This window comes from Halodurantibacterium flavum (genome assembly GCF_042681825.1).
GTDB classification, from domain to species: domain Bacteria; phylum Pseudomonadota; class Alphaproteobacteria; order Rhodobacterales; family Rhodobacteraceae; genus Halodurantibacterium; species Halodurantibacterium flavum.
This window is the reverse complement of sequence record NZ_JBHUGH010000003.1, coordinates 283,711-300,134: the sequence shown is the minus strand read 5'-3', so window position 1 is coordinate 300,134 and position 16,424 is coordinate 283,711. Positions and strand designations below refer to the sequence as shown.

The 16,424-nt window shown below is 63.0% G+C and carries 27 protein-coding genes; all 27 read left to right on the top strand.

Features of this window, described 5'->3' with window-relative positions; all coding sequences use genetic code 11:
* The first annotated feature begins 49 nt into the window (after positions 1-49).
* Positions 50-889, top strand: coding sequence for a 50S ribosomal protein L2 (rplB, locus tag ACFSGJ_RS05300; protein ID WP_377398364.1), 840 nt, complete (start codon positions 50-52; stop codon positions 887-889).
* Positions 890-892: 3 nt separating this feature from the next.
* Positions 893-1,171: a 30S ribosomal protein S19 gene (gene rpsS / locus ACFSGJ_RS05295; protein ID WP_150420933.1), complete on the top strand. Its 279-nt coding sequence runs from the start codon at positions 893-895 to the stop codon at positions 1,169-1,171.
* A 5-nt stretch (positions 1,172-1,176) separates the two neighbouring features.
* Positions 1,177-1,557 (top strand): 50S ribosomal protein L22, encoded by a 381-nt coding sequence (gene rplV, locus ACFSGJ_RS05290; RefSeq protein ID WP_390259952.1) that lies wholly within the window; start codon positions 1,177-1,179, stop codon positions 1,555-1,557.
* Complete coding sequence (rpsC, locus tag ACFSGJ_RS05285; RefSeq protein WP_390259951.1) at positions 1,557-2,258, top strand: 30S ribosomal protein S3; 702 nt, start codon at positions 1,557-1,559, stop codon at positions 2,256-2,258. The genes rplV and rpsC overlap by 1 nt, the downstream gene beginning before the upstream one ends.
* A 22-nt stretch (positions 2,259-2,280) precedes the next feature.
* Complete coding sequence (gene rplP, locus ACFSGJ_RS05280) at positions 2,281-2,694, top strand: 50S ribosomal protein L16 (RefSeq protein ID WP_150420930.1); 414 nt, start codon at positions 2,281-2,283, stop codon at positions 2,692-2,694.
* 93 nt (positions 2,695-2,787) lie between these two features.
* Positions 2,788-2,988: a 50S ribosomal protein L29 gene (gene rpmC, locus ACFSGJ_RS05275; protein WP_390259950.1), complete on the top strand. Its 201-nt coding sequence runs from the start codon at positions 2,788-2,790 to the stop codon at positions 2,986-2,988.
* An 11-nt stretch (positions 2,989-2,999) separates the two neighbouring features.
* Positions 3,000-3,239 (top strand): 30S ribosomal protein S17, encoded by a 240-nt coding sequence (rpsQ, locus tag ACFSGJ_RS05270; RefSeq protein ID WP_390259949.1) that lies wholly within the window; start codon positions 3,000-3,002, stop codon positions 3,237-3,239.
* Positions 3,240-3,294: 55 nt separating this feature from the next.
* Positions 3,295-3,663 (top strand): 50S ribosomal protein L14, encoded by a 369-nt coding sequence (gene rplN, locus ACFSGJ_RS05265; protein WP_009574016.1) that lies wholly within the window; start codon positions 3,295-3,297, stop codon positions 3,661-3,663.
* Positions 3,663-3,968, top strand: a complete 306-nt coding sequence (gene rplX / locus ACFSGJ_RS05260) for a 50S ribosomal protein L24 (RefSeq protein ID WP_390259948.1) — start codon at positions 3,663-3,665, stop codon at positions 3,966-3,968. Before rplN ends, rplX begins: the two co-directional genes overlap by 1 nt.
* Positions 3,968-4,528 carry a 50S ribosomal protein L5 gene (gene rplE, locus ACFSGJ_RS05255; protein WP_390259947.1) on the top strand — a complete coding sequence of 187 codons (561 nt, stop codon included), beginning with the start codon at positions 3,968-3,970 and terminating at the stop codon, positions 4,526-4,528. The genes rplX and rplE overlap by 1 nt, the downstream gene beginning before the upstream one ends.
* A gap of 18 nt (positions 4,529-4,546) precedes the next feature.
* Positions 4,547-4,852 (top strand): 30S ribosomal protein S14, encoded by a 306-nt coding sequence (gene rpsN, locus ACFSGJ_RS05250; protein WP_390259946.1) that lies wholly within the window; start codon positions 4,547-4,549, stop codon positions 4,850-4,852.
* Positions 4,853-4,867: 15 nt separating this feature from the next.
* Complete coding sequence (gene rpsH, locus ACFSGJ_RS05245; RefSeq protein ID WP_390260129.1) at positions 4,868-5,260, top strand: 30S ribosomal protein S8; 393 nt, start codon at positions 4,868-4,870, stop codon at positions 5,258-5,260.
* Between the two features lie 10 nt (positions 5,261-5,270).
* A complete protein-coding gene (rplF, locus tag ACFSGJ_RS05240) occupies positions 5,271-5,804 on the top strand; it encodes a 50S ribosomal protein L6 (RefSeq protein ID WP_390259945.1) in 534 nt (177 codons plus the stop codon).
* Positions 5,805-5,815: 11 nt separating this feature from the next.
* Entirely contained in the window at positions 5,816-6,175 is a 360-nt protein-coding gene (gene rplR, locus ACFSGJ_RS05235) for a 50S ribosomal protein L18 (RefSeq protein WP_390259944.1), read from the top strand.
* A 10-nt stretch (positions 6,176-6,185) separates the two neighbouring features.
* The gene (rpsE, locus tag ACFSGJ_RS05230) at positions 6,186-6,740 is read left to right on the top strand and encodes a 30S ribosomal protein S5 (protein WP_390259943.1); all 555 of its coding nucleotides are present in this window, start codon (positions 6,186-6,188) and stop codon (positions 6,738-6,740) included.
* 12 nt (positions 6,741-6,752) lie between these two features.
* Entirely contained in the window at positions 6,753-6,941 is a 189-nt protein-coding gene (gene rpmD, locus ACFSGJ_RS05225; protein WP_150420921.1) for a 50S ribosomal protein L30, read from the top strand.
* A gap of 139 nt (positions 6,942-7,080) precedes the next feature.
* Positions 7,081-7,563 carry a 50S ribosomal protein L15 gene (gene rplO, locus ACFSGJ_RS05220; RefSeq protein WP_390259942.1) on the top strand — a complete coding sequence of 161 codons (483 nt, stop codon included), beginning with the start codon at positions 7,081-7,083 and terminating at the stop codon, positions 7,561-7,563.
* 102 nt (positions 7,564-7,665) lie between these two features.
* Positions 7,666-9,024 (top strand): preprotein translocase subunit SecY, encoded by a 1,359-nt coding sequence (secY, locus tag ACFSGJ_RS05215; RefSeq protein WP_390259941.1) that lies wholly within the window; start codon positions 7,666-7,668, stop codon positions 9,022-9,024.
* Positions 9,021-9,665 carry an adenylate kinase gene (locus ACFSGJ_RS05210; RefSeq protein ID WP_390259940.1) on the top strand — a complete coding sequence of 215 codons (645 nt, stop codon included), beginning with the start codon at positions 9,021-9,023 and terminating at the stop codon, positions 9,663-9,665. The genes secY and ACFSGJ_RS05210 overlap by 4 nt, the downstream gene beginning before the upstream one ends.
* A 188-nt stretch (positions 9,666-9,853) precedes the next feature.
* The gene (rpsM, locus tag ACFSGJ_RS05205) at positions 9,854-10,222 is read left to right on the top strand and encodes a 30S ribosomal protein S13 (RefSeq protein WP_390259939.1); all 369 of its coding nucleotides are present in this window, start codon (positions 9,854-9,856) and stop codon (positions 10,220-10,222) included.
* Between the two features lie 14 nt (positions 10,223-10,236).
* Positions 10,237-10,626: a 30S ribosomal protein S11 gene (gene rpsK / locus ACFSGJ_RS05200; protein WP_390259938.1), complete on the top strand. Its 390-nt coding sequence runs from the start codon at positions 10,237-10,239 to the stop codon at positions 10,624-10,626.
* A 116-nt stretch (positions 10,627-10,742) separates the two neighbouring features.
* On the top strand, positions 10,743-11,759 hold the full coding sequence (locus ACFSGJ_RS05195; protein WP_390259937.1) for a DNA-directed RNA polymerase subunit alpha: 1,017 nt from the start codon (positions 10,743-10,745) through the stop codon (positions 11,757-11,759).
* Between the two features lie 133 nt (positions 11,760-11,892).
* Positions 11,893-12,312 carry a 50S ribosomal protein L17 gene (rplQ, locus tag ACFSGJ_RS05190; RefSeq protein WP_390259936.1) on the top strand — a complete coding sequence of 140 codons (420 nt, stop codon included), beginning with the start codon at positions 11,893-11,895 and terminating at the stop codon, positions 12,310-12,312.
* 92 nt (positions 12,313-12,404) lie between these two features.
* Complete coding sequence (locus ACFSGJ_RS05185) at positions 12,405-13,730, top strand: replication-associated recombination protein A (protein ID WP_390259935.1); 1,326 nt, start codon at positions 12,405-12,407, stop codon at positions 13,728-13,730.
* A gap of 52 nt (positions 13,731-13,782) precedes the next feature.
* On the top strand, positions 13,783-14,823 hold the full coding sequence (locus ACFSGJ_RS05180) for an RluA family pseudouridine synthase (protein ID WP_390259934.1): 1,041 nt from the start codon (positions 13,783-13,785) through the stop codon (positions 14,821-14,823).
* The gene (locus tag ACFSGJ_RS05175; RefSeq protein WP_390259933.1) at positions 14,824-15,498 is read left to right on the top strand and encodes an HAD-IA family hydrolase; all 675 of its coding nucleotides are present in this window, start codon (positions 14,824-14,826) and stop codon (positions 15,496-15,498) included.
* Positions 15,495-16,205 carry an ATP12 family chaperone protein gene (locus ACFSGJ_RS05170; protein ID WP_390259932.1) on the top strand — a complete coding sequence of 237 codons (711 nt, stop codon included), beginning with the start codon at positions 15,495-15,497 and terminating at the stop codon, positions 16,203-16,205. The genes ACFSGJ_RS05175 and ACFSGJ_RS05170 overlap by 4 nt, the downstream gene beginning before the upstream one ends.
* Positions 16,206-16,424: the final 219 nt, after the last annotated feature.

The window sequence follows — 16,424 nt, the reverse complement described above, 5'->3', positions numbered from 1 at the left end:
CTGAACGACAACTGGACCATTGGTCCAAGGCTAACGGAAGACAGAAAGCATGGCACTCAAGTCGTATAAACCGACGACGCCAGGCCAGCGTGGGCTGGTTCTGATCGACCGTTCGGAGCTTTGGAAAGGTCGCCCGGTCAAGTCCCTCACCGAGGGTCTGACGAAGAACGGCGGTCGGAACAACACCGGACGGATCACGATGCGCCGCAAAGGCGGTGGCGCAAAGCGTCTGTATCGTATCGTGGACTTCAAGCGCACGAAGTTCGACGTCGCGGCGACCGTGGAGCGTATCGAATACGATCCCAACCGCACCGCCTTCATCGCGCTGATCAAGTACGAAGACGGCGAGCAGGCCTATATCCTGGCCCCGCAGCGTCTGGCCGTGGGCGACACGGTGATCGCCGGCGCCAAAACCGACGTGAAACCGGGTAACGCGATGCCGTTCTCGGGCATGCCGCTCGGCACGATCGTTCACAACGTCGAGCTGAAGGCCGGCAAGGGTGGCCAGCTGGCCCGCGCCGCAGGCACCTACGCCCAGTTCGTGGGTCGCGACGGCGGCTATGCCCAGATCCGCCTCTCGTCGGGCGAACTGCGTATGGTCCGTCAGGAATGCATGGCCACCATCGGTGCCGTGTCGAACCCGGACAACTCGAACCAGAACCTCGGCAAGGCCGGTCGTAACCGTCACAAGGGCATCCGCCCGTCGGTCCGCGGTGTTGCGATGAACCCGATCGATCACCCGCATGGTGGTGGTGAAGGCCGGACCTCGGGCGGCCGTCATCCGGTGACGCCCTGGGGCAAAGGCACCAAGGGCAACAAGACACGCCGGAACAAGGCAACGGACAAGCTTATCATCCGTTCGCGTCACGCTCGGAAGAAGGGTCGCTAAGACATGGCACGTTCTGTTTGGAAAGGCCCCTTCGTTGATGCCTACGTCCTGAAAAAGGCGGAGAAGGCTCGCGAATCCGGTCGTAATGACGTCATCAAGATCTGGTCGCGGCGCTCGACGATCCTGCCGCAGTTCGTCGGCCTGACGTTCGGCGTCTATAACGGGCAAAAGCACATCCCCGTTGCGGTGACCGAGGACATGATCGGCCAGAAGTTCGGTGAATACTCGCCGACGCGGACCTACTATGGTCACGCGGCCGACAAGAAAGCGAAACGGAAGTAAGCGCCATGGGTAAAGAGAAAAATCCTCGCCGCGTGGCCGAGAACGAAGCAATGGCCAAGGCCAAGATGCTTCGGACCTCCCCGCAGAAGCTGAACCTCGTCGCCGGCCTGATCCGCGGCAAGAAGGTGGACAAGGCCCTGGCCGACCTCACCTTCTCGAAAAAGCGTATCGCGATCGACGTGAAGAAATGCCTTCAGTCGGCTATCGCCAATGCCGAGAACAACCACGGGCTCGACGTTGACGAGCTGGTGGTGGCCGAGGCCTTTGTCGGCAAGAACATGGTGATGAAACGCGGTCGCCCGCGCGCCCGTGGCCGGTTCGGCAAGATCATGAAGCCGTTTTCCGAACTCACCATCAAGGTGCGTCAGGTCGAGGAGCAAGCATAATGGGTCAGAAGGTCAATCCGATCGGTATGCGTCTCCAGGTCAACCGCACCTGGGACAGCCGTTGGTTCGCCGACAGCAAGGAGTTCGGCAACCTGCTTCTTGAGGACATCAAGATGCGGGAGTTCATCCACGAGGAATGCAAGCAGGCCGGCGTCAGCCGTGTGATCATCGAGCGTCCGCACAAGAAGTGCCGCGTCACGATCCACACCGCGCGCCCCGGCGTCATCATCGGCAAGAAAGGGGCGGATATCGAGACGCTCCGCAAGAAACTTGCCAACATGACCAAGTCGGAACTGCACCTCAACATCGTCGAGGTCCGCAAGCCCGAGGTTGACGCCCAGTTGGTCGCCGAAAGCATCGCGCAGCAGATGGAGCGCCGCGTTTCCTTCCGCCGCGCCATGAAGCGTGCGGTTCAGAATGCGATGCGCATGGGTGCCCTGGGTATCCGTGTGAACGTGGGTGGCCGTCTTGGCGGCGCCGAGATCGCCCGGACCGAGTGGTATCGCGAAGGTCGCGTTCCGCTGCACACGCTGCGCGCCGATATCGACTACGCGACCTCGGAAGCGTCCACGCCCTATGGCATCATCGGTGTCAAGGTCTGGATCTTCAAGGGTGAGATCATGGAACACGATCCTCAGGCCCGCGATCGTCGCCACACGGAGGCGCAGGACAGCGCCGGCCCGCGTCCGCAGCGTCGCTGAGCCCTGAGACAGGAGAAGAACGATGCTGCAACCAAAGCGCACAAAGTTCCGCAAGATGCACAAGGGCCGCATCCACGGGGAAGCGAAGGGCGGGTTTGACCTGAACTTCGGAACCTTCGGCCTGAAAGCTACGGAACCGGAGCGGATCACCGCCCGTCAGATCGAAGCCGCCCGCCGGGCCATGACGCGGCACATGAAGCGTCAGGGCCGGGTCTGGATCCGGGTGTTCCCGGATACGCCGGTAACCTCCAAGCCCACCGAGGTCCGGATGGGTAAAGGTAAGGGTTCGGTTGATTTCTGGGCCTGCAAGGTGAAGCCGGGTCGCGTCATGTTTGAGATTGACGGCGTGGGTGAGTCTGTGGCAAGAGAGGCGCTCCGCCTCGCCGCGATGAAGCTCCCGATCAAGACCCGGGTCGTTGTCCGCGAGGACTGGTAAGAATTTCGGCTGAACCCCCGCGTCAGGCGGGGGTTCGGCTTTTGTTGGAAAAGCGCCGGACCTTCTGGCGACTTCTGATAAGGGGATGAGGCGATGAACGCCCAGGAACTGAGAGACAAGACGCCCGACCAGCTGCGCGATCAGCTGGTGGCCCTCAAGAAAGAGGCGTTCAACCTGCGTTTCCAGCAGGCTACGTCGCAGCTTGAGAACACGGCTCGTATGCGCACCGTCCGTCGTGACGTTGCGCGTGTGATGACCGTTCTGAACGAAAAAGCCCGCGAAGCGGCGAAGTAAGGAGCCAGCACATGCCCAAACGCATCCTGCAAGGCACCGTCACGAGCGACAAGAACGAGCAGACCATCACGGTTCTGGTCGAACGCCGCTTCACGCATCCGGTGCTGAAGAAAACCATCCGTAAGTCCAAGAAATACCGGGCTCACGATGAGAACAACCAGTTCAAGGTTGGCGACACCGTCCGTATCCAGGAATGTGCGCCGGTCTCGAAGACGAAACGTTGGGAAGTCGTGACCGAAGCTTCGGTCTGACACCCGCGACTTATCGAAACCCTGGGACTCGTTCCCAAAGGTCGGGAGAAACCAAATGATCCAGATGCAGACCAATCTGGATGTCGCTGACAACTCCGGCGCTCGCCGGGTGCAGTGCATCAAGGTTCTGGGTGGTTCCCATCGCCGTTACGCCTCTGTGGGCGACATCATCGTGGTGTCGGTGAAGGAAGCCATTCCGCGTGGCCGTGTGAAGAAAGGGGACGTCCGCAAGGCCGTCGTCGTTCGCACCGCCAAGGAAGTCCGTCGCGAAGACGGCACCGCGATCCGGTTCGACCGGAACGCCGCCGTGATCCTCAACAACAACAACGAGCCGGTCGGTACCCGTATCTTCGGCCCCGTTGTGCGTGAGCTCCGCGCGAAGAACTTCATGAAAATCATTTCGCTGGCTCCGGAGGTGCTCTGATGGCTGCGAAACTCAAGAAGGGTGACAAGGTCATCGTCCTGACCGGCAAGGACAAGGGCAAGACCGGCGAGATCACTTCGGTTCTCCCGAAAGAGAACAAGGCCGTCGTCGATGGCCTGAACATCTCGATCCGCCACACCAAGCAAAGCCAGACCAGCCAGGGCGGCCGCCTTCCCAAGGCGATGCCGATCGACCTGTCGAACCTGGCCATCGTGGACAAGAACGGCAAGGCCAGCCGCGTCGGCTTCCGCATGGAAGGCGACAAGAAGGTTCGTTTTGCCAAGACGACGGGGGACGTGATCTGATGCTCGACGCTGCAAACTACACCCCGCGTCTGAAGACCGTCTACGCCGACAGCATCCGTGCCGCGCTCAAGGAAGAGTTCGGCTACAAGAACGTGATGCAGATCCCGAAGCTCGACAAGATCGTGCTGAACATGGGGATCGGCGAGGCCGTCAAGGACACCAAGAAGGTGAAATCGGCCCAGGAAGACCTGACGTCGATCGCCGGCCAGAAAGCCGTGATCACCAAGGCGAAGAAATCCATCGCCGGCTTCCGCGTCCGTGAAGAGATGCCGCTTGGCGTCAAGGTCACGCTGCGCGGCGACCGGATGTATGAATTCCTCGACCGCCTGATCACCGTCGCGCTGCCGCGCGTCCGCGACTTCCGCGGCGTCAAGGGCACCTCGTTCGATGGCCGTGGCAACTATGCGATGGGTCTGAAAGAGCACATCGTGTTCCCCGAGATCAACTTCGACAAGGTCGATGAGGTCTGGGGCATGGACATCATCATCTGCACCACCGCGGCGACCGACGCGGAAGCCAAGGCGCTGTTGAAGCATTTCAACATGCCGTTCAACAGCTGATCGCGGGAGATAAGAGATATGGCTAAGAAATCCATGGTCGAACGCGAGCTGAAGCGCCAGCGCCTGGTCAAGCAGTATGCCGCCAAGCGTGCCGCGCTGAAGGAAATCGCGACCGACGAGTCCAAGTCGATGGAAGAGCGCTTCAAGGCGCGCCTGAAGCTTGCCGAACTGCCGCGCAACTCGTCGCCCACGCGCCTGCACAACCGGTGCGAGCTGACGGGCCGTCCGCGCGCCTATTATCGTAAACTCAAGATCTCGCGGATCATGCTGCGCGACCTGGCCTCGTTCGGCCAGATCCCCGGCATGGTGAAGTCGAGCTGGTAAGGAGGGGACACAATGATGAACGATCCTCTCGGCGATATGCTGACCCGTATCCGCAACGCTCAGCTGCGCGGAAAATCGACGGTCCGCTCGCCTGCCAGCAAGCTGCGCGCCTGGGTGCTCGATGTTCTGAGCGCCGAAGGCTACATCCGTGGCTATGAGCGCGTGACCTCCGAGAACGGCCATGCCGAACTGGAGATCAGCCTCAAGTATTACGACGGCGCGCCGGTCATCCGCGAAATCAAGCGGGTCTCCAAGCCGGGTCGCCGCGTGTACATGAGCGTCAAGGACATCCCGAGCGTCCGCAACGGTCTTGGCGTCTCGATCGTCTCCACGCCGAAAGGCGTCATGTCGGATGCAGCAGCACGTTCCGCCAATGTCGGCGGCGAAGTGCTCTGCACCGTGTTCTGAGGAGGGTGGTATGTCTCGTATTGGGAAAAAACCGGTCGAGCTGCCCAAGGGGGTTTCGGCCTCCGTCTCTGGCCAGACCGTCGAAGTGAAGGGCCCGAAAGGGAGCCGGAGCTTTACCGCGACCGACGACGTGACGCTTGCGCTCGACGGCAACGCGATCACCGTGACGCCCCGCGGCAGCTCCAAGCGCGCCCGCGCGCAATGGGGCATGACCCGGACCATGGTTGCGAACCTCGCGACCGGCGTTTCCGAAGGTTTCAAGAAAGAGCTTGAGATCCAGGGTGTCGGTTATCGTGCCGCGATGCAGGGCAATGTGCTGAAGCTGTCGCTGGGTTACAGCCACGAGGTGAACTTCGAGGTTCCCGCGGGCGTGACGGTGACGACGCCGAAGCAGACCGAGATCGTTGTGGAAGGTATCGACCAGCAGGTGGTGGGGCAGGTTGCCTCCAACATCCGCGAGTGGCGTGCGCCGGAGCCCTACAAGGGCAAGGGCATCCGCTACAAGGGCGAGTTCATCTTCCGCAAGGAAGGCAAGAAGAAGTAAGGGGCGCGACAATGGCGAACAACAAGAGAGAGCTGTTCCTCAAGCGCCGCCTGCGCGTCCGGAACAAGTTGCGGTCGATGGCCAACGGGCGTGCGCGCCTGTCGGTCCACCGCTCGAACAAGAACATCAGCGTTCAGCTGATCGACGACATCAACGGTGTGACGCTCGCGTCTGCCTCGACGCTCGAAAAAGATCTCGGCGTCGTCGGCAAGAACAACGTCGAAGCCGCTGCGAAAGTCGGTGCAGCGATCGCCGAGCGGGCGAAGAAAGCCGGTGTCGAAGAGTGCTATTTCGACCGTGGTGGTTTCCTCTTTCATGGCAAGGTGAAGGCTCTGGCCGACGCTGCGCGTGAAGGCGGGCTGAAGTTCTAAGGAGACGAAGATGGCAGAACGTGAAAACCGTCGGGACCGTCGCGAACGCGAGGAAACCCCGGAATTCGCCGATCGTCTCGTGGCGATCAACCGCGTGTCGAAAACCGTGAAGGGTGGTAAACGCTTCGGCTTTGCTGCGCTCGTGGTGGTCGGCGACCAGCGCGGCCGCGTGGGCTTTGGCAAGGGCAAGGCGAAAGAGGTGCCCGAGGCGATCCGCAAGGCGACCGAGCAGGCCAAGCGCCAGATGATCCGCGTGCCGCTGCGCGACGGCCGCACCCTGCACCACGATATCGAGGGCCGTCACGGCGCCGGTAAAGTGGTCATGCGGACGGCCGTTCCGGGGACCGGTATCATTGCCGGTGGTCCGATGCGCGCCGTGTTCGAGATGCTGGGCCTTCAGGATGTCGTGGCGAAATCGCTCGGCAGCCAGAACCCCTACAACATGATCCGTGCAACGATTGACGGTCTCAAGAAGGAAGGCAGCCCCCGCCAGGTCGCGCAGCGTCGCGGCAAGAAGGTGGCTGACATCCTGAAGAAGCCGGAAGCCGAAGCGGTCGAAGCGTAAGGAACCGGACACATGGCAAAAACCATCGTCGTCAAGCAGATCGGTTCGCCGATCCGCCGCCCGGACGTTCAGCGCCGCACGCTGATCGGTCTTGGCCTCAACAAGATGCACCGCACGCGCGAGCTTGAGGATACGCCGTCCATCCGTGGCATGGTGAACTCGATCCCGCACCTCGTGCAGATCATCGAAGAGCGCGAATAACGCTTTTCCCGGATGGCCCTTCGATGTATCGAGGGGCCGTTCGATTCCTGGGGCAGGGTGATCCTGCCCTTTCTTCATCAACAGGCCGTGTGGGTCTGGGCGTCGCTTCCCAGGCTTCTCCGGCGAAGGAGCAAGCGACATGAAACTTCATGAACTTCGCGATAACGAAGGCGCCACCAAGAAACGTATGCGCGTCGGCCGCGGCCCGGGTTCGGGCAAGGGCAAGACCGCCGGGCGTGGCGTAAAGGGTCAGAAATCCCGCTCGGGCGTTGCCATCAACGCCTATGAGGGCGGTCAGATGCCGCTCTATCAGCGTCTGCCGAAGCGCGGTTTCAACAAGCCGAACCGGAAGGCCTGGGCGGTCGTGAACCTCGGCCTGATCCAGAAATTCGTGGATGCCGGCAAGCTGGACGCGGGTTCGGTCATCACCGAGGATACGCTGGTTGCTTCGGGCCTCGTGCGCCGCAAGCTGGACGGGGTCCGCATCCTTGCCAAGGGTGAGCTGTCTGCGAAAGTGCAGCTTGAGGTCTCGGGTGCATCGGCCTCGGCCATCGAGGCGGTCTCCAAGGCGGGCGGTTCGCTGACCGTCAAGGCCGCACAGGCCGAAGCGGCGGCCGAATAACGGTTGTAGGCGGGGACAAGCCCGCTTACATCAGGACCGGAGTTTTCCTGCGCCGCCGACCCGGAAGACGGATCGGCGGTGCTGTCATGAAAGAGACAGGGCATGGCATCTGCTGCAGAGCAAATGGCGGCGAACACGAGTTGGGGCGCCTTCGCCAAGGCAACCGACCTGCGCCACCGAATTTTCTTCACGCTCGGACTTCTGATCGTCTACCGGATCGGAACCTATATTCCGGTTCCGGGTATCGACGGTCTCGCGTTGCGCGAGTTCATGGATGAGGCTGCCGCCGGGATCGGCGGGATGCTGAACATGTTCACCGGGGGCGCGATCAGCCGGATGGGGATCTTCGCGCTGGGGATCATGCCCTACATCTCGGCCTCGATCATCGTGCAGCTGATGACGGCCATGGTTCCCTCGCTTCAGCAGCTCAAGAAAGAGGGCGAGGCCGGGCGCAAGAAGATCAACCAGTATACGCGCTACGGCACGGTGTTCCTGGCGCTCTTTCAGGCCTGGGGGCTTGCGGTCAGCCTTGAGGCGGGGGACCTCGCCCATGACCCGGGGCTTTTCTTCCGCGTCTCGGTGGTGATCACCCTGGTCGGCGGGACGATGTTCCTGATGTGGCTGGGCGAACAGATCACCGCGCGGGGCATCGGCAACGGCATCTCCCTTATTATCTTTGTCGGCATCATCGCGGAAATTCCTGCGGCGCTGGCGCAGTTCTTCAGCCAGGGCCGGTCCGGCGCGATCAGCCCGGCCGTCATCATCGGCGTGATCGTCATGGTGATCGTGACCATCGCCTTTGTCGTTTTCATGGAACGGGCGCTGCGCAAGATCCATATCCAGTATCCGCGCCGTCAGGTCGGGATGAAGGTCTATGACGGCGGGTCCTCGCATCTGCCGATCAAGGTCAACCCCGCAGGCGTTATCCCGGCGATCTTTGCGTCGTCGCTGCTTTTGTTGCCGACCACGATCTCGACCTTCTCGGGTGCGCAGACCGGGCCTGTGATGTCGACGATCATGGCCTATTTCGGGCCGGGGCAGCCGCTCTACCTGCTGTTCTTCACGGCGATGATCGTCTTCTTCGCGTATTTCTATACCGCGAACGTCGCCTTCAAGACCGAGGACGTGGCCGAGAACCTGAAGAACCAGAACGGCTTCATCCCGGGCATCCGGCCCGGCAAGCGGACCGAGGAATACCTCGATTATGTGGTCAACCGTATCCTCGTGGTCGGGGCGGGCTATCTGGCGCTTGTCTGTCTGCTGCCCGAGGTGCTGCGCAGCCAGCTTGCGGTCCCGTTCTATTTCGGCGGCACCTCGGTCCTGATCGTCGTCTCGGTGACGATGGACACGATCAACCAGGTGCAGTCGCATCTTCTGGCCCATCAGTATGAGGGCCTGCTGGAGCGGTCGCAACTGCGCGGCAAGAAACGGGGTGGCAGGAAGGCACCGGCGCGTCGATGAACATCATTCTTCTTGGCCCACCGGGGGCCGGCAAGGGCACGCAGGCGCGGCGTCTGGTCGATGGTCGCGGAATGGTCCAGCTCTCGACCGGGGACATGCTGCGCGAGGCGCGGACAAGCGGCACCGAAATGGGCCGCCGCGTCGCCGAGGTGATGGACCGGGGTGAGCTTGTCACCGATGAGATCGTCATCGGGCTGATCGAGGAGAAACTGGCCGGAGAGACAGCCGGCGGCTTTATCTTCGACGGGTTTCCCCGGACGCTCGCGCAGGCGGATGCGCTCGACGCGCTTTTGGCGCGGATGGGGCAGAACCTTCATGCGGCGATCGAGATGCGCGTGGATGACGCGGCGCTGGTCGCGCGGATCACGGGGCGCTTTACCTGCGGCAATTGCGGCGAGGTTTATCACGACGTGACCAAGCCCACGCGCGTTCCGGGCGTTTGCGATGTCTGTGGCTCGACCGATCTGCGCCGCCGCGCCGATGACAATGAGGAAAGCCTTCGCCAGCGCCTGATGGAGTATTACAAGAAGACCTCGCCGCTTCTTGGTTACTACTATGCCAAGGGGCTTTTGCGGGGCGTCGACGGGCTTGCCCCGGTCGATGACGTGGCGGCCTCTGTCGCGGCCATTCTGGATGCATGATCGCGTTTTACCCGCCGCCCTTGACGCGGTGGGTAAAACGCTCTAGCAGACCCTCTCGAATTGGAATCACCCGGATCAACCGGGGCTGATTTCTTGTTGATAAAAGAACCCGCCCCTCGGTTCGTCCCTGGGTCGCGTTGTGAAAAAAGGTTCCGGCGCTACGGAACCGCAACGAAAGGAAGGCCCGCGTGGCACGTATTGCTGGCGTAAACATTCCGACGGGGAAACGCGTCCCCATCGCCCTGACCTATATCCACGGTATCGGACCGGATTCGGCCCGCAAGATCTGTGAAGCGGTCGGCATCGACGCAACCCGTCGCGTGAACGAGCTTTCGGATTCCGAGGTTCTCTCGATCCGTGAACATATCGACGCGAACTTTACCGTCGAAGGCGACCTGCGCCGCGAAGTGCAGATGAACATCAAGCGCCTGATGGACCTCGGTTCCTACCGCGGGCTGCGCCATCGTCGCAACCTCCCTGTGCGCGGTCAGCGTACGCACACCAACGCGCGGACCCGCAAAGGCCCCGCGAAGCCGATCGCCGGCAAGAAGAAGTAAGGGAGCGCTGAGACATGGCACGCGATAAAACCCGTATCAAGCGCAAGGAACGCAAGAACATCGCCGCAGGTGTGGCGCATGTGAATTCGTCCTTCAACAACACCAAGATCCTGATTTCGGACGTGCAGGGCAACGCGATCTCCTGGTCGTCGGCCGGCACCATGGGCTTCAAGGGCTCGCGGAAATCGACGCCCTACGCGGCGCAGATGGCTGCCGAGGATGCAGGCCGCAAGGCGCAGGAACATGGCGTCAAGACCCTTGAGGTCGAGGTGCAGGGCCCCGGTTCGGGCCGCGAGTCTGCACTGCGCGCCCTGGCTGCCGCCGGTTTCAACATCACGGCGATCCGCGATGTGACGCCGATCGCGCATAACGGCTGCCGCCCGCCGAAACGTCGCCGGGTCTGAGTCTGCGAAATTCTGCCGGGCCGCGCGAGTTCCTTGCGCGGCCCGGTTACGTCATTTGATCCTCGGGCGTCTTTGGCTTGGGACATGGGCCAAGGACAGGTATGGAGGCGACAGGCATGATCCACAAAAACTGGCAGGAACTCATTAAGCCGACGCAATTGATGGTGCGGCCGGGTGCCGACCCTTCGCGCGTCGCGACCGTCATCGCCGAGCCGCTGGAGCGCGGCTTTGGTCTGACACTCGGCAATGCGCTCCGTCGTGTGCTGCTGTCGTCGCTGCAGGGCGCCGCCATCACCTCGGTGCAGATCGACAACGTCCTGCACGAGTTTTCGAGCATCGCAGGCGTCCGCGAGGACGTGACCGACATCGTCCTGAACCTCAAGGGCGTCGCGATCCGCATGGAAGTCGAGGGGCCGAAGCGGCTGTCGATTTCCGCGCGCGGCCCGGGTCTCGTGACGGCGGGCGACATTTCGGAAAGCAATGGCATTGAGGTCCTGAACAAGGACCACGTGATCTGCCATCTGGACGAGGGTGCAGAGCTCTTCATCGAGCTTACGGTCAACACCGGCAAGGGCTATGTCCCCGCCGACAAGAACCGCCCCGAGGATGCGCCCATCGGTCTTATCCCGATCGATGCGATCTATTCGCCGGTGCGCAAGGTCAGCTATGACGTGCAGCCGACCCGTGAAGGTCAGGTGCTCGATTACGACAAGCTGACGCTCAAGATCGAGACCGACGGTTCGATCACGCCGGATGACGCCGTGGCCTATGCCGCGCGCATCCTGCAGGATCAGCTGCAGGTCTTCGTCAACTTCGAGGAACCCGAAAGCGCGACGGCCCAGTCCGACGACGACGGGCTGGAGTTCAACCCGCTCCTCCTCAAGAAGGTCGACGAGCTGGAGCTTTCGGTGCGTTCGGCGAACTGCCTCAAGAACGACAACATCGTCTATATCGGCGATCTGATTCAGAAAACCGAGGCAGAGATGCTGCGGACCCCGAACTTTGGCCGCAAGTCGCTGAACGAGATCAAGGAGGTTCTGTCCGGCATGGGCCTGCACCTTGGCATGGATGTCGAGGATTGGCCGCCGGAGAACATCGAAGACCTGGCCAAGCGCTACGAAGACCAGTTCTGAAAGATCAGGGGGCGCCCCAGGTGCCCCCGGAATGCCCGGGCTGCCGGGGAATGACTGGGCATCTGCCCCAAGGTGAGTGGCGCCGGAGACGAGGCCCACCGGACAAAGCAACAGACGTGCAAGGAGAATTCAGATGCGTCACGCCCGCGGATACCGCCGCCTCAACCGGACCCATGAACATCGCAAGGCGCTGTTCGCCAACATGGCCGGCTCGCTCATCGAGCATGAACAGATCAAGACGACACTTCCCAAGGCGAAGGAACTGCGTCCGATCATCGAAAAGCTGATCACGCTTGGCAAGCGTGGCGACCTGCATGCGCGCCGTCAGGCGGCCTCGCAGCTCAAGCAGGACGCTTATGTCGCCAAGCTGTTCGAGGTCCTCGGGCCCCGCTACAAGGATCGTCAGGGCGGCTATGTCCGGGTGCTGAAGGCCGGGTTCCGCTATGGCGACATGGCTCCGATGGCGATCATCGAGTTCGTTGACCGCGACCTGAACGCAAAGGGCGCAGGCGACAAGGCCCGCGTCGCCGCCGAGGAATTTGCCGAGGAGTGATCCCGGCCCATGGCCCTGCGCAAAGCCCGCCGAAAGGCGGGCTTTTTCGTTTGATGCTTTTCCCACGGCGGCCCCGATACTAAGTTCAGCCCATGCCCGACCTTTTTGACCAGACACCGCAGGACAAGCAGACAGACGCGGCCGCCGCAGGTCCGCGCCCGCTTGCCGACAGGCTGCGGCCTGCGCGACTGGCCGAGGTCATCGGGCAGGAAAAGGTTCTGTCGCCGGATGGCCCGCTAGGTTCGATGCTGGCCGGGCAAAGCCTGTCTTCCCTGATCCTCTGGGGGCCGCCGGGGGTGGGCAAGACGACGATCGCGCGGCTGCTGGCTGCCGAGACGAAGCTGGCCTTTGTCCAGATCAGCGCGATCTTTACCGGCGTGCCGGAGCTTCGCAAGGTCTTCGAGGCGGCGCGCCTGCGCCACCGGAACGGGCAAGGGACGCTCTTGTTCGTGGATGAGATCCATCGCTTCAACAAGGCGCAGCAGGACGGGTTTCTGCCGCATATGGAGGATGGGACGATCCTGCTGGTCGGCGCAACCACCGAGAATCCGTCCTTCGAGCTCAATGCCGCGCTTCTGTCGCGGGCGCAGGTCATCGTGCTCGACCGGCTGTCGCTTGCGGATCTGGAACGCCTTGCGCAGCGCGCCGAACAGGAACTGGGCCGCGCCCTGCCGCTGGAGCCGGGCGCGCGGGATGCGCTTCTGGAAATGGCGGACGGGGACGGGCGCGCGCTTTTGAACCTGATCGAGCAGGTGATGGCCTGGAAGCCCGGGCCGCCTGCGGATGCCGGCACCCTCTCGGCCCGTTTGATGCGGAGAGCCGCCAAATACGACAAGAGCGGGGATGAGCATTACAACCTCATTTCGGCGCTGCACAAATCGGTCAGGGGCTCGGACCCGGACGCGGCGCTCTACTGGTTTGCCCGGATGCTGGAGGGGGGCGAAGACCCCCGGTATCTCGCCCGCAGGCTGGTGCGCATGGCGATCGAGGATATTGGCCTGGCCGACCCGCAGGCGCAGACGCTCTGCCTCCATGGGTGGGAGACCTATGAGAGGCTGGGAAGCCCCGAGGGGGAACTGGCGCTTGCGCAGGCGGTCGTCTATCTCGCGCTCGCGCCCAAGTCGAATGCCGGATACGTCGCCTACAAGGGGGCACGTGCGCTGGCGCGGCAGACGGGGTCCGAGCCACCCCCGAAACATATCCTCAACGCGCCGACCCGCCTGATGAAGGAGCAGGGCTATGGCGCGGGATATGCCTATGACCACGACGCAGAGGACGGGTTTTCGGGGCAGAACTATTTTCCCGACAAGGTCCGCCGTCCGGTTCTCTATCAGCCGCCCGAACGCGGGTATGAGCGGGAGTTGAAAAAGCGCGTCGAGTATTTCGCCAAGCTGCGCGAGCAGCGCCAGAAAGGTTGACACTGGCCCCCCGCTGCCAGAGACGGGACGCCAGTCGAATGAAGGACGGACGATGAGCGGTGTAAAGCTATTGACGGTCGCCGCGGACGAGGGCGAGCAGCGTCTCGACCGCTGGCTGCGGCGCAGGTTCCCGCAGGTCACGCAAGGCGCCGTGGAAAAGATGTGCCGGACGGGTCAGATCCGGGTCGATGGCGGGCGCGTCAAGGCGTCGAGTCGGCTTGCCCCCGGCATGGTCGTGCGCTTGCCCCCGCTTCCGAAGGGAGAGGCGCCCGCGGCGCCTGTCCGGGAAAAGGTGGCGGATGCCGACGCACGGATGATGCAGGCGGCGGTTCTTTACCGCGACGAACATATCATCGCGATCAACAAGCCCGCAGGGCTGCCGTCGCAGGGTGGAAGCGGTCTTGGCAACCGGCATGTGGACGGGCTTGCCGATGCGCTGCGGTTCGGTTTGGCCGAACGTCCAGTGCTGGTTCATCGCCTGGACAAGGACACATCGGGCGTCCTGCTCCTCGCCCGCACGACGCGCGCTGCCCGTCTTTTGTCCGAGGCGTTTCGCCACCGCAACACGCGCAAGATTTACTGGGCTGCCGTCGCGGGCGTGCCGAACCCAAAGATGGGCACGGTCCGGTTCGGGCTGGTCAAGGCGCCGGGCGGCGGCAAGGGCGAGGGTGAAAAGATGCGCTGCATCCACCCGGCCGAGGTGCCGAATGTCGAGGGGGCCAAGCGGGCCACCACAGACTACGCCGTTCTTTCGTCGCTCGGTCGGCGGGTCTCCTGGATGGCGCTGGTGCCCGTGACAGGCCGGACACATCAGTTGCGGGCCCATATGGCAGAGATCGGGCATCCGATCGTCGGCGACGGGAAATACGGCGGGTCAGGGCAGGAGAATCTGGGCGACGGCTGGGGTGCCCAGCTCGGCGGAGAGATCAGCCGCAAGCTGCATCTCCATGCGCGGTCGCTCGGCTTTCGCCATCCCTTCACCGGCGAGATGCTGACGATCACCGCACCGCTGCCCGATCACATGCAGCGGACGTGGAAAACGCTCGACTGGCGGGCCGAGGATGTCCCGGCCGATCCTTTTGAAGAGGCTTGAATGGACCTGCGCCTGATCGTCTTTGACGTGGACGGAACGCTTGTGGACAGCCAGGATGAGATCGTCGCGGCGATGGGCGCGGCGTTCGAGGGCGCGTCCGAAACGCCGCCGCCACGGGCGGCTATTCTGTCGATCGTGGGGCTTTCGCTGCCGGTGGCGGTCCGGACGCTGGCGCCGCATCTCTCGGATGCCGGGGTGGAGGCGGTCGTTGCGGGCTACAAGCATCACTTCATGACGGCGCGGGTGGGCGGGGCCTTGCCCGCGCTTTATCCGGGCGCGCTGGATGCGCTGCGTCATCTGCATGGGCAGGACGGCAACCTGCTGGGCATCGCCACCGGCAAGTCCCGCCGGGGGCTCTCGGGGCTTCTCTCGGCCCATGCGCTGGACGGCTATTTCGTGACGCGGCAGGTCGCCGACGATCACCCGTCCAAGCCACACCCCTCTATGCTGCAATCATGCCTGCGCGAAACCGGGGTGGCGGCGGACCGCGGCATCATGATCGGCGACACGACCTATGACATGCAGATGGGGCGCGCGGCGGGGCTGCGGACCATCGGCGTCACCTGGGGGTATCACAATGAGGATCTGCTGAAGGACGCCGGCGCCGACCTGTTGCTGCGGGATTATGCCGAACTTGCCGATGCCATCGACGACATGCTGCGGGGCGCGGCATGAGCGGCTGGAAACGCAAGCGATTCTGGACCGCGGCGCAGGTCATGCCGAGCGATGCGGGTTTTCGCATCCTGCTGGATGAACGCCCGCTGCGTACCCCGGCCAAGTCCTTGCTGGAGGTGCCTTCGGAACGGCTCGCCCTGGTCATCGCCGCCGAATGGGACGCGCAGGACGGTGAGATCAGGCCCGAGACGATGCCCTTTACCCGCCTCGCCAACTCGGCCATCGACAAGGTTGTGCCGCAATTCGAGGCGGTGGCGGATCTTTTGGCCGCTTATGGCGCAACCGACCTGATCTGCTATCGGGCCGAGGGGCCAGAGGAACTGGTGGCGCGTCAAGAGGCGGGCTGGGGCCCGCTTCTCGAGTGGGTTGCAGGGGCTGGCGCGCCCTTGGCGCAGACTGCGGGAATCGTCCATGTCGCGCAGCCGGAGGCGTCGCTGACGAGGCTTCGGGATCGTGTCATGGCGCTTTCGCCCTTCGAACTTGCGGCGTTCCATGACCTCGTGGCGATTTCCGGCTCGCTCGTGATCGCGCTGGCGGTGCTCGACCGGCGGGAAGAACCCGAGGCGGCCTGGCACCTTTCGCGCATCGACGAGGACTGGCAGGCAGAGCTGTGGGGCGCGGACGAAGAGGCCACCGAAGTGGCAAATGCCCGGCGGCAGGCGTTTCTTGATGCCGCGCTCTTTCTCCGGTTTCTGCGCGACTTCTGACCGAAGTTCAGGCCGTGGGCCGGCGTTCGCTCGCCAAGCGCACGGGATTTGAGCAGATGCGCCGCGTGCGGGCAATTTTTCAGCGCATCAATCCCTGTGCTTGACCTTTTCATGTGCTTTCCTGCAAGCTGACGTAGCGTGGGGGTTGATCCTTCACGGTCAATCATAGAACCAATCACCCGACGGAATGAACCGCCGCCCGTCGGTGAAAAACATCAG

Excerpts from the sequence above, each read along its gene's own strand:
- rplB (WP_377398364.1), top strand. The coding sequence starts at position 50 with ATGGCACTCAAGTCGTATAAACCGACGACGCCAGGCCAGCGTGGGCTG.
- rpsS (WP_150420933.1), top strand. The coding sequence starts at position 893 with ATGGCACGTTCTGTTTGGAAAGGCCCCTTCGTTGATGCCTACGTCCTG.
- rplV (WP_390259952.1), top strand. The coding sequence starts at position 1,177 with ATGGGTAAAGAGAAAAATCCTCGCCGCGTGGCCGAGAACGAAGCAATG.
- rpsC (WP_390259951.1), top strand. The coding sequence starts at position 1,557 with ATGGGTCAGAAGGTCAATCCGATCGGTATGCGTCTCCAGGTCAACCGC.
- rplP (WP_150420930.1), top strand. The coding sequence starts at position 2,281 with ATGCTGCAACCAAAGCGCACAAAGTTCCGCAAGATGCACAAGGGCCGC.
- rpmC (WP_390259950.1), top strand. The coding sequence starts at position 2,788 with ATGAACGCCCAGGAACTGAGAGACAAGACGCCCGACCAGCTGCGCGAT.
- rpsQ (WP_390259949.1), top strand. The coding sequence starts at position 3,000 with ATGCCCAAACGCATCCTGCAAGGCACCGTCACGAGCGACAAGAACGAG.
- rplN (WP_009574016.1), top strand. The coding sequence starts at position 3,295 with ATGATCCAGATGCAGACCAATCTGGATGTCGCTGACAACTCCGGCGCT.
- rplX (WP_390259948.1), top strand. The coding sequence starts at position 3,663 with ATGGCTGCGAAACTCAAGAAGGGTGACAAGGTCATCGTCCTGACCGGC.
- rplE (WP_390259947.1), top strand. The coding sequence starts at position 3,968 with ATGCTCGACGCTGCAAACTACACCCCGCGTCTGAAGACCGTCTACGCC.
- rpsN (WP_390259946.1), top strand. The coding sequence starts at position 4,547 with ATGGCTAAGAAATCCATGGTCGAACGCGAGCTGAAGCGCCAGCGCCTG.
- rpsH (WP_390260129.1), top strand. The coding sequence starts at position 4,868 with ATGAACGATCCTCTCGGCGATATGCTGACCCGTATCCGCAACGCTCAG.
- rplF (WP_390259945.1), top strand. The coding sequence starts at position 5,271 with ATGTCTCGTATTGGGAAAAAACCGGTCGAGCTGCCCAAGGGGGTTTCG.
- rplR (WP_390259944.1), top strand. The coding sequence starts at position 5,816 with ATGGCGAACAACAAGAGAGAGCTGTTCCTCAAGCGCCGCCTGCGCGTC.
- rpsE (WP_390259943.1), top strand. The coding sequence starts at position 6,186 with ATGGCAGAACGTGAAAACCGTCGGGACCGTCGCGAACGCGAGGAAACC.
- rpmD (WP_150420921.1), top strand. The coding sequence starts at position 6,753 with ATGGCAAAAACCATCGTCGTCAAGCAGATCGGTTCGCCGATCCGCCGC.
- rplO (WP_390259942.1), top strand. The coding sequence starts at position 7,081 with ATGAAACTTCATGAACTTCGCGATAACGAAGGCGCCACCAAGAAACGT.
- secY (WP_390259941.1), top strand. The coding sequence starts at position 7,666 with ATGGCATCTGCTGCAGAGCAAATGGCGGCGAACACGAGTTGGGGCGCC.
- ACFSGJ_RS05210 (WP_390259940.1), top strand. The coding sequence starts at position 9,021 with ATGAACATCATTCTTCTTGGCCCACCGGGGGCCGGCAAGGGCACGCAG.
- rpsK (WP_390259938.1), top strand. The coding sequence starts at position 10,237 with ATGGCACGCGATAAAACCCGTATCAAGCGCAAGGAACGCAAGAACATC.
- ACFSGJ_RS05195 (WP_390259937.1), top strand. The coding sequence starts at position 10,743 with ATGATCCACAAAAACTGGCAGGAACTCATTAAGCCGACGCAATTGATG.
- rplQ (WP_390259936.1), top strand. The coding sequence starts at position 11,893 with ATGCGTCACGCCCGCGGATACCGCCGCCTCAACCGGACCCATGAACAT.
- ACFSGJ_RS05185 (WP_390259935.1), top strand. The coding sequence starts at position 12,405 with ATGCCCGACCTTTTTGACCAGACACCGCAGGACAAGCAGACAGACGCG.
- ACFSGJ_RS05180 (WP_390259934.1), top strand. The coding sequence starts at position 13,783 with ATGAGCGGTGTAAAGCTATTGACGGTCGCCGCGGACGAGGGCGAGCAG.
- ACFSGJ_RS05175 (WP_390259933.1), top strand. The coding sequence starts at position 14,824 with ATGGACCTGCGCCTGATCGTCTTTGACGTGGACGGAACGCTTGTGGAC.
- ACFSGJ_RS05170 (WP_390259932.1), top strand. The coding sequence starts at position 15,495 with ATGAGCGGCTGGAAACGCAAGCGATTCTGGACCGCGGCGCAGGTCATG.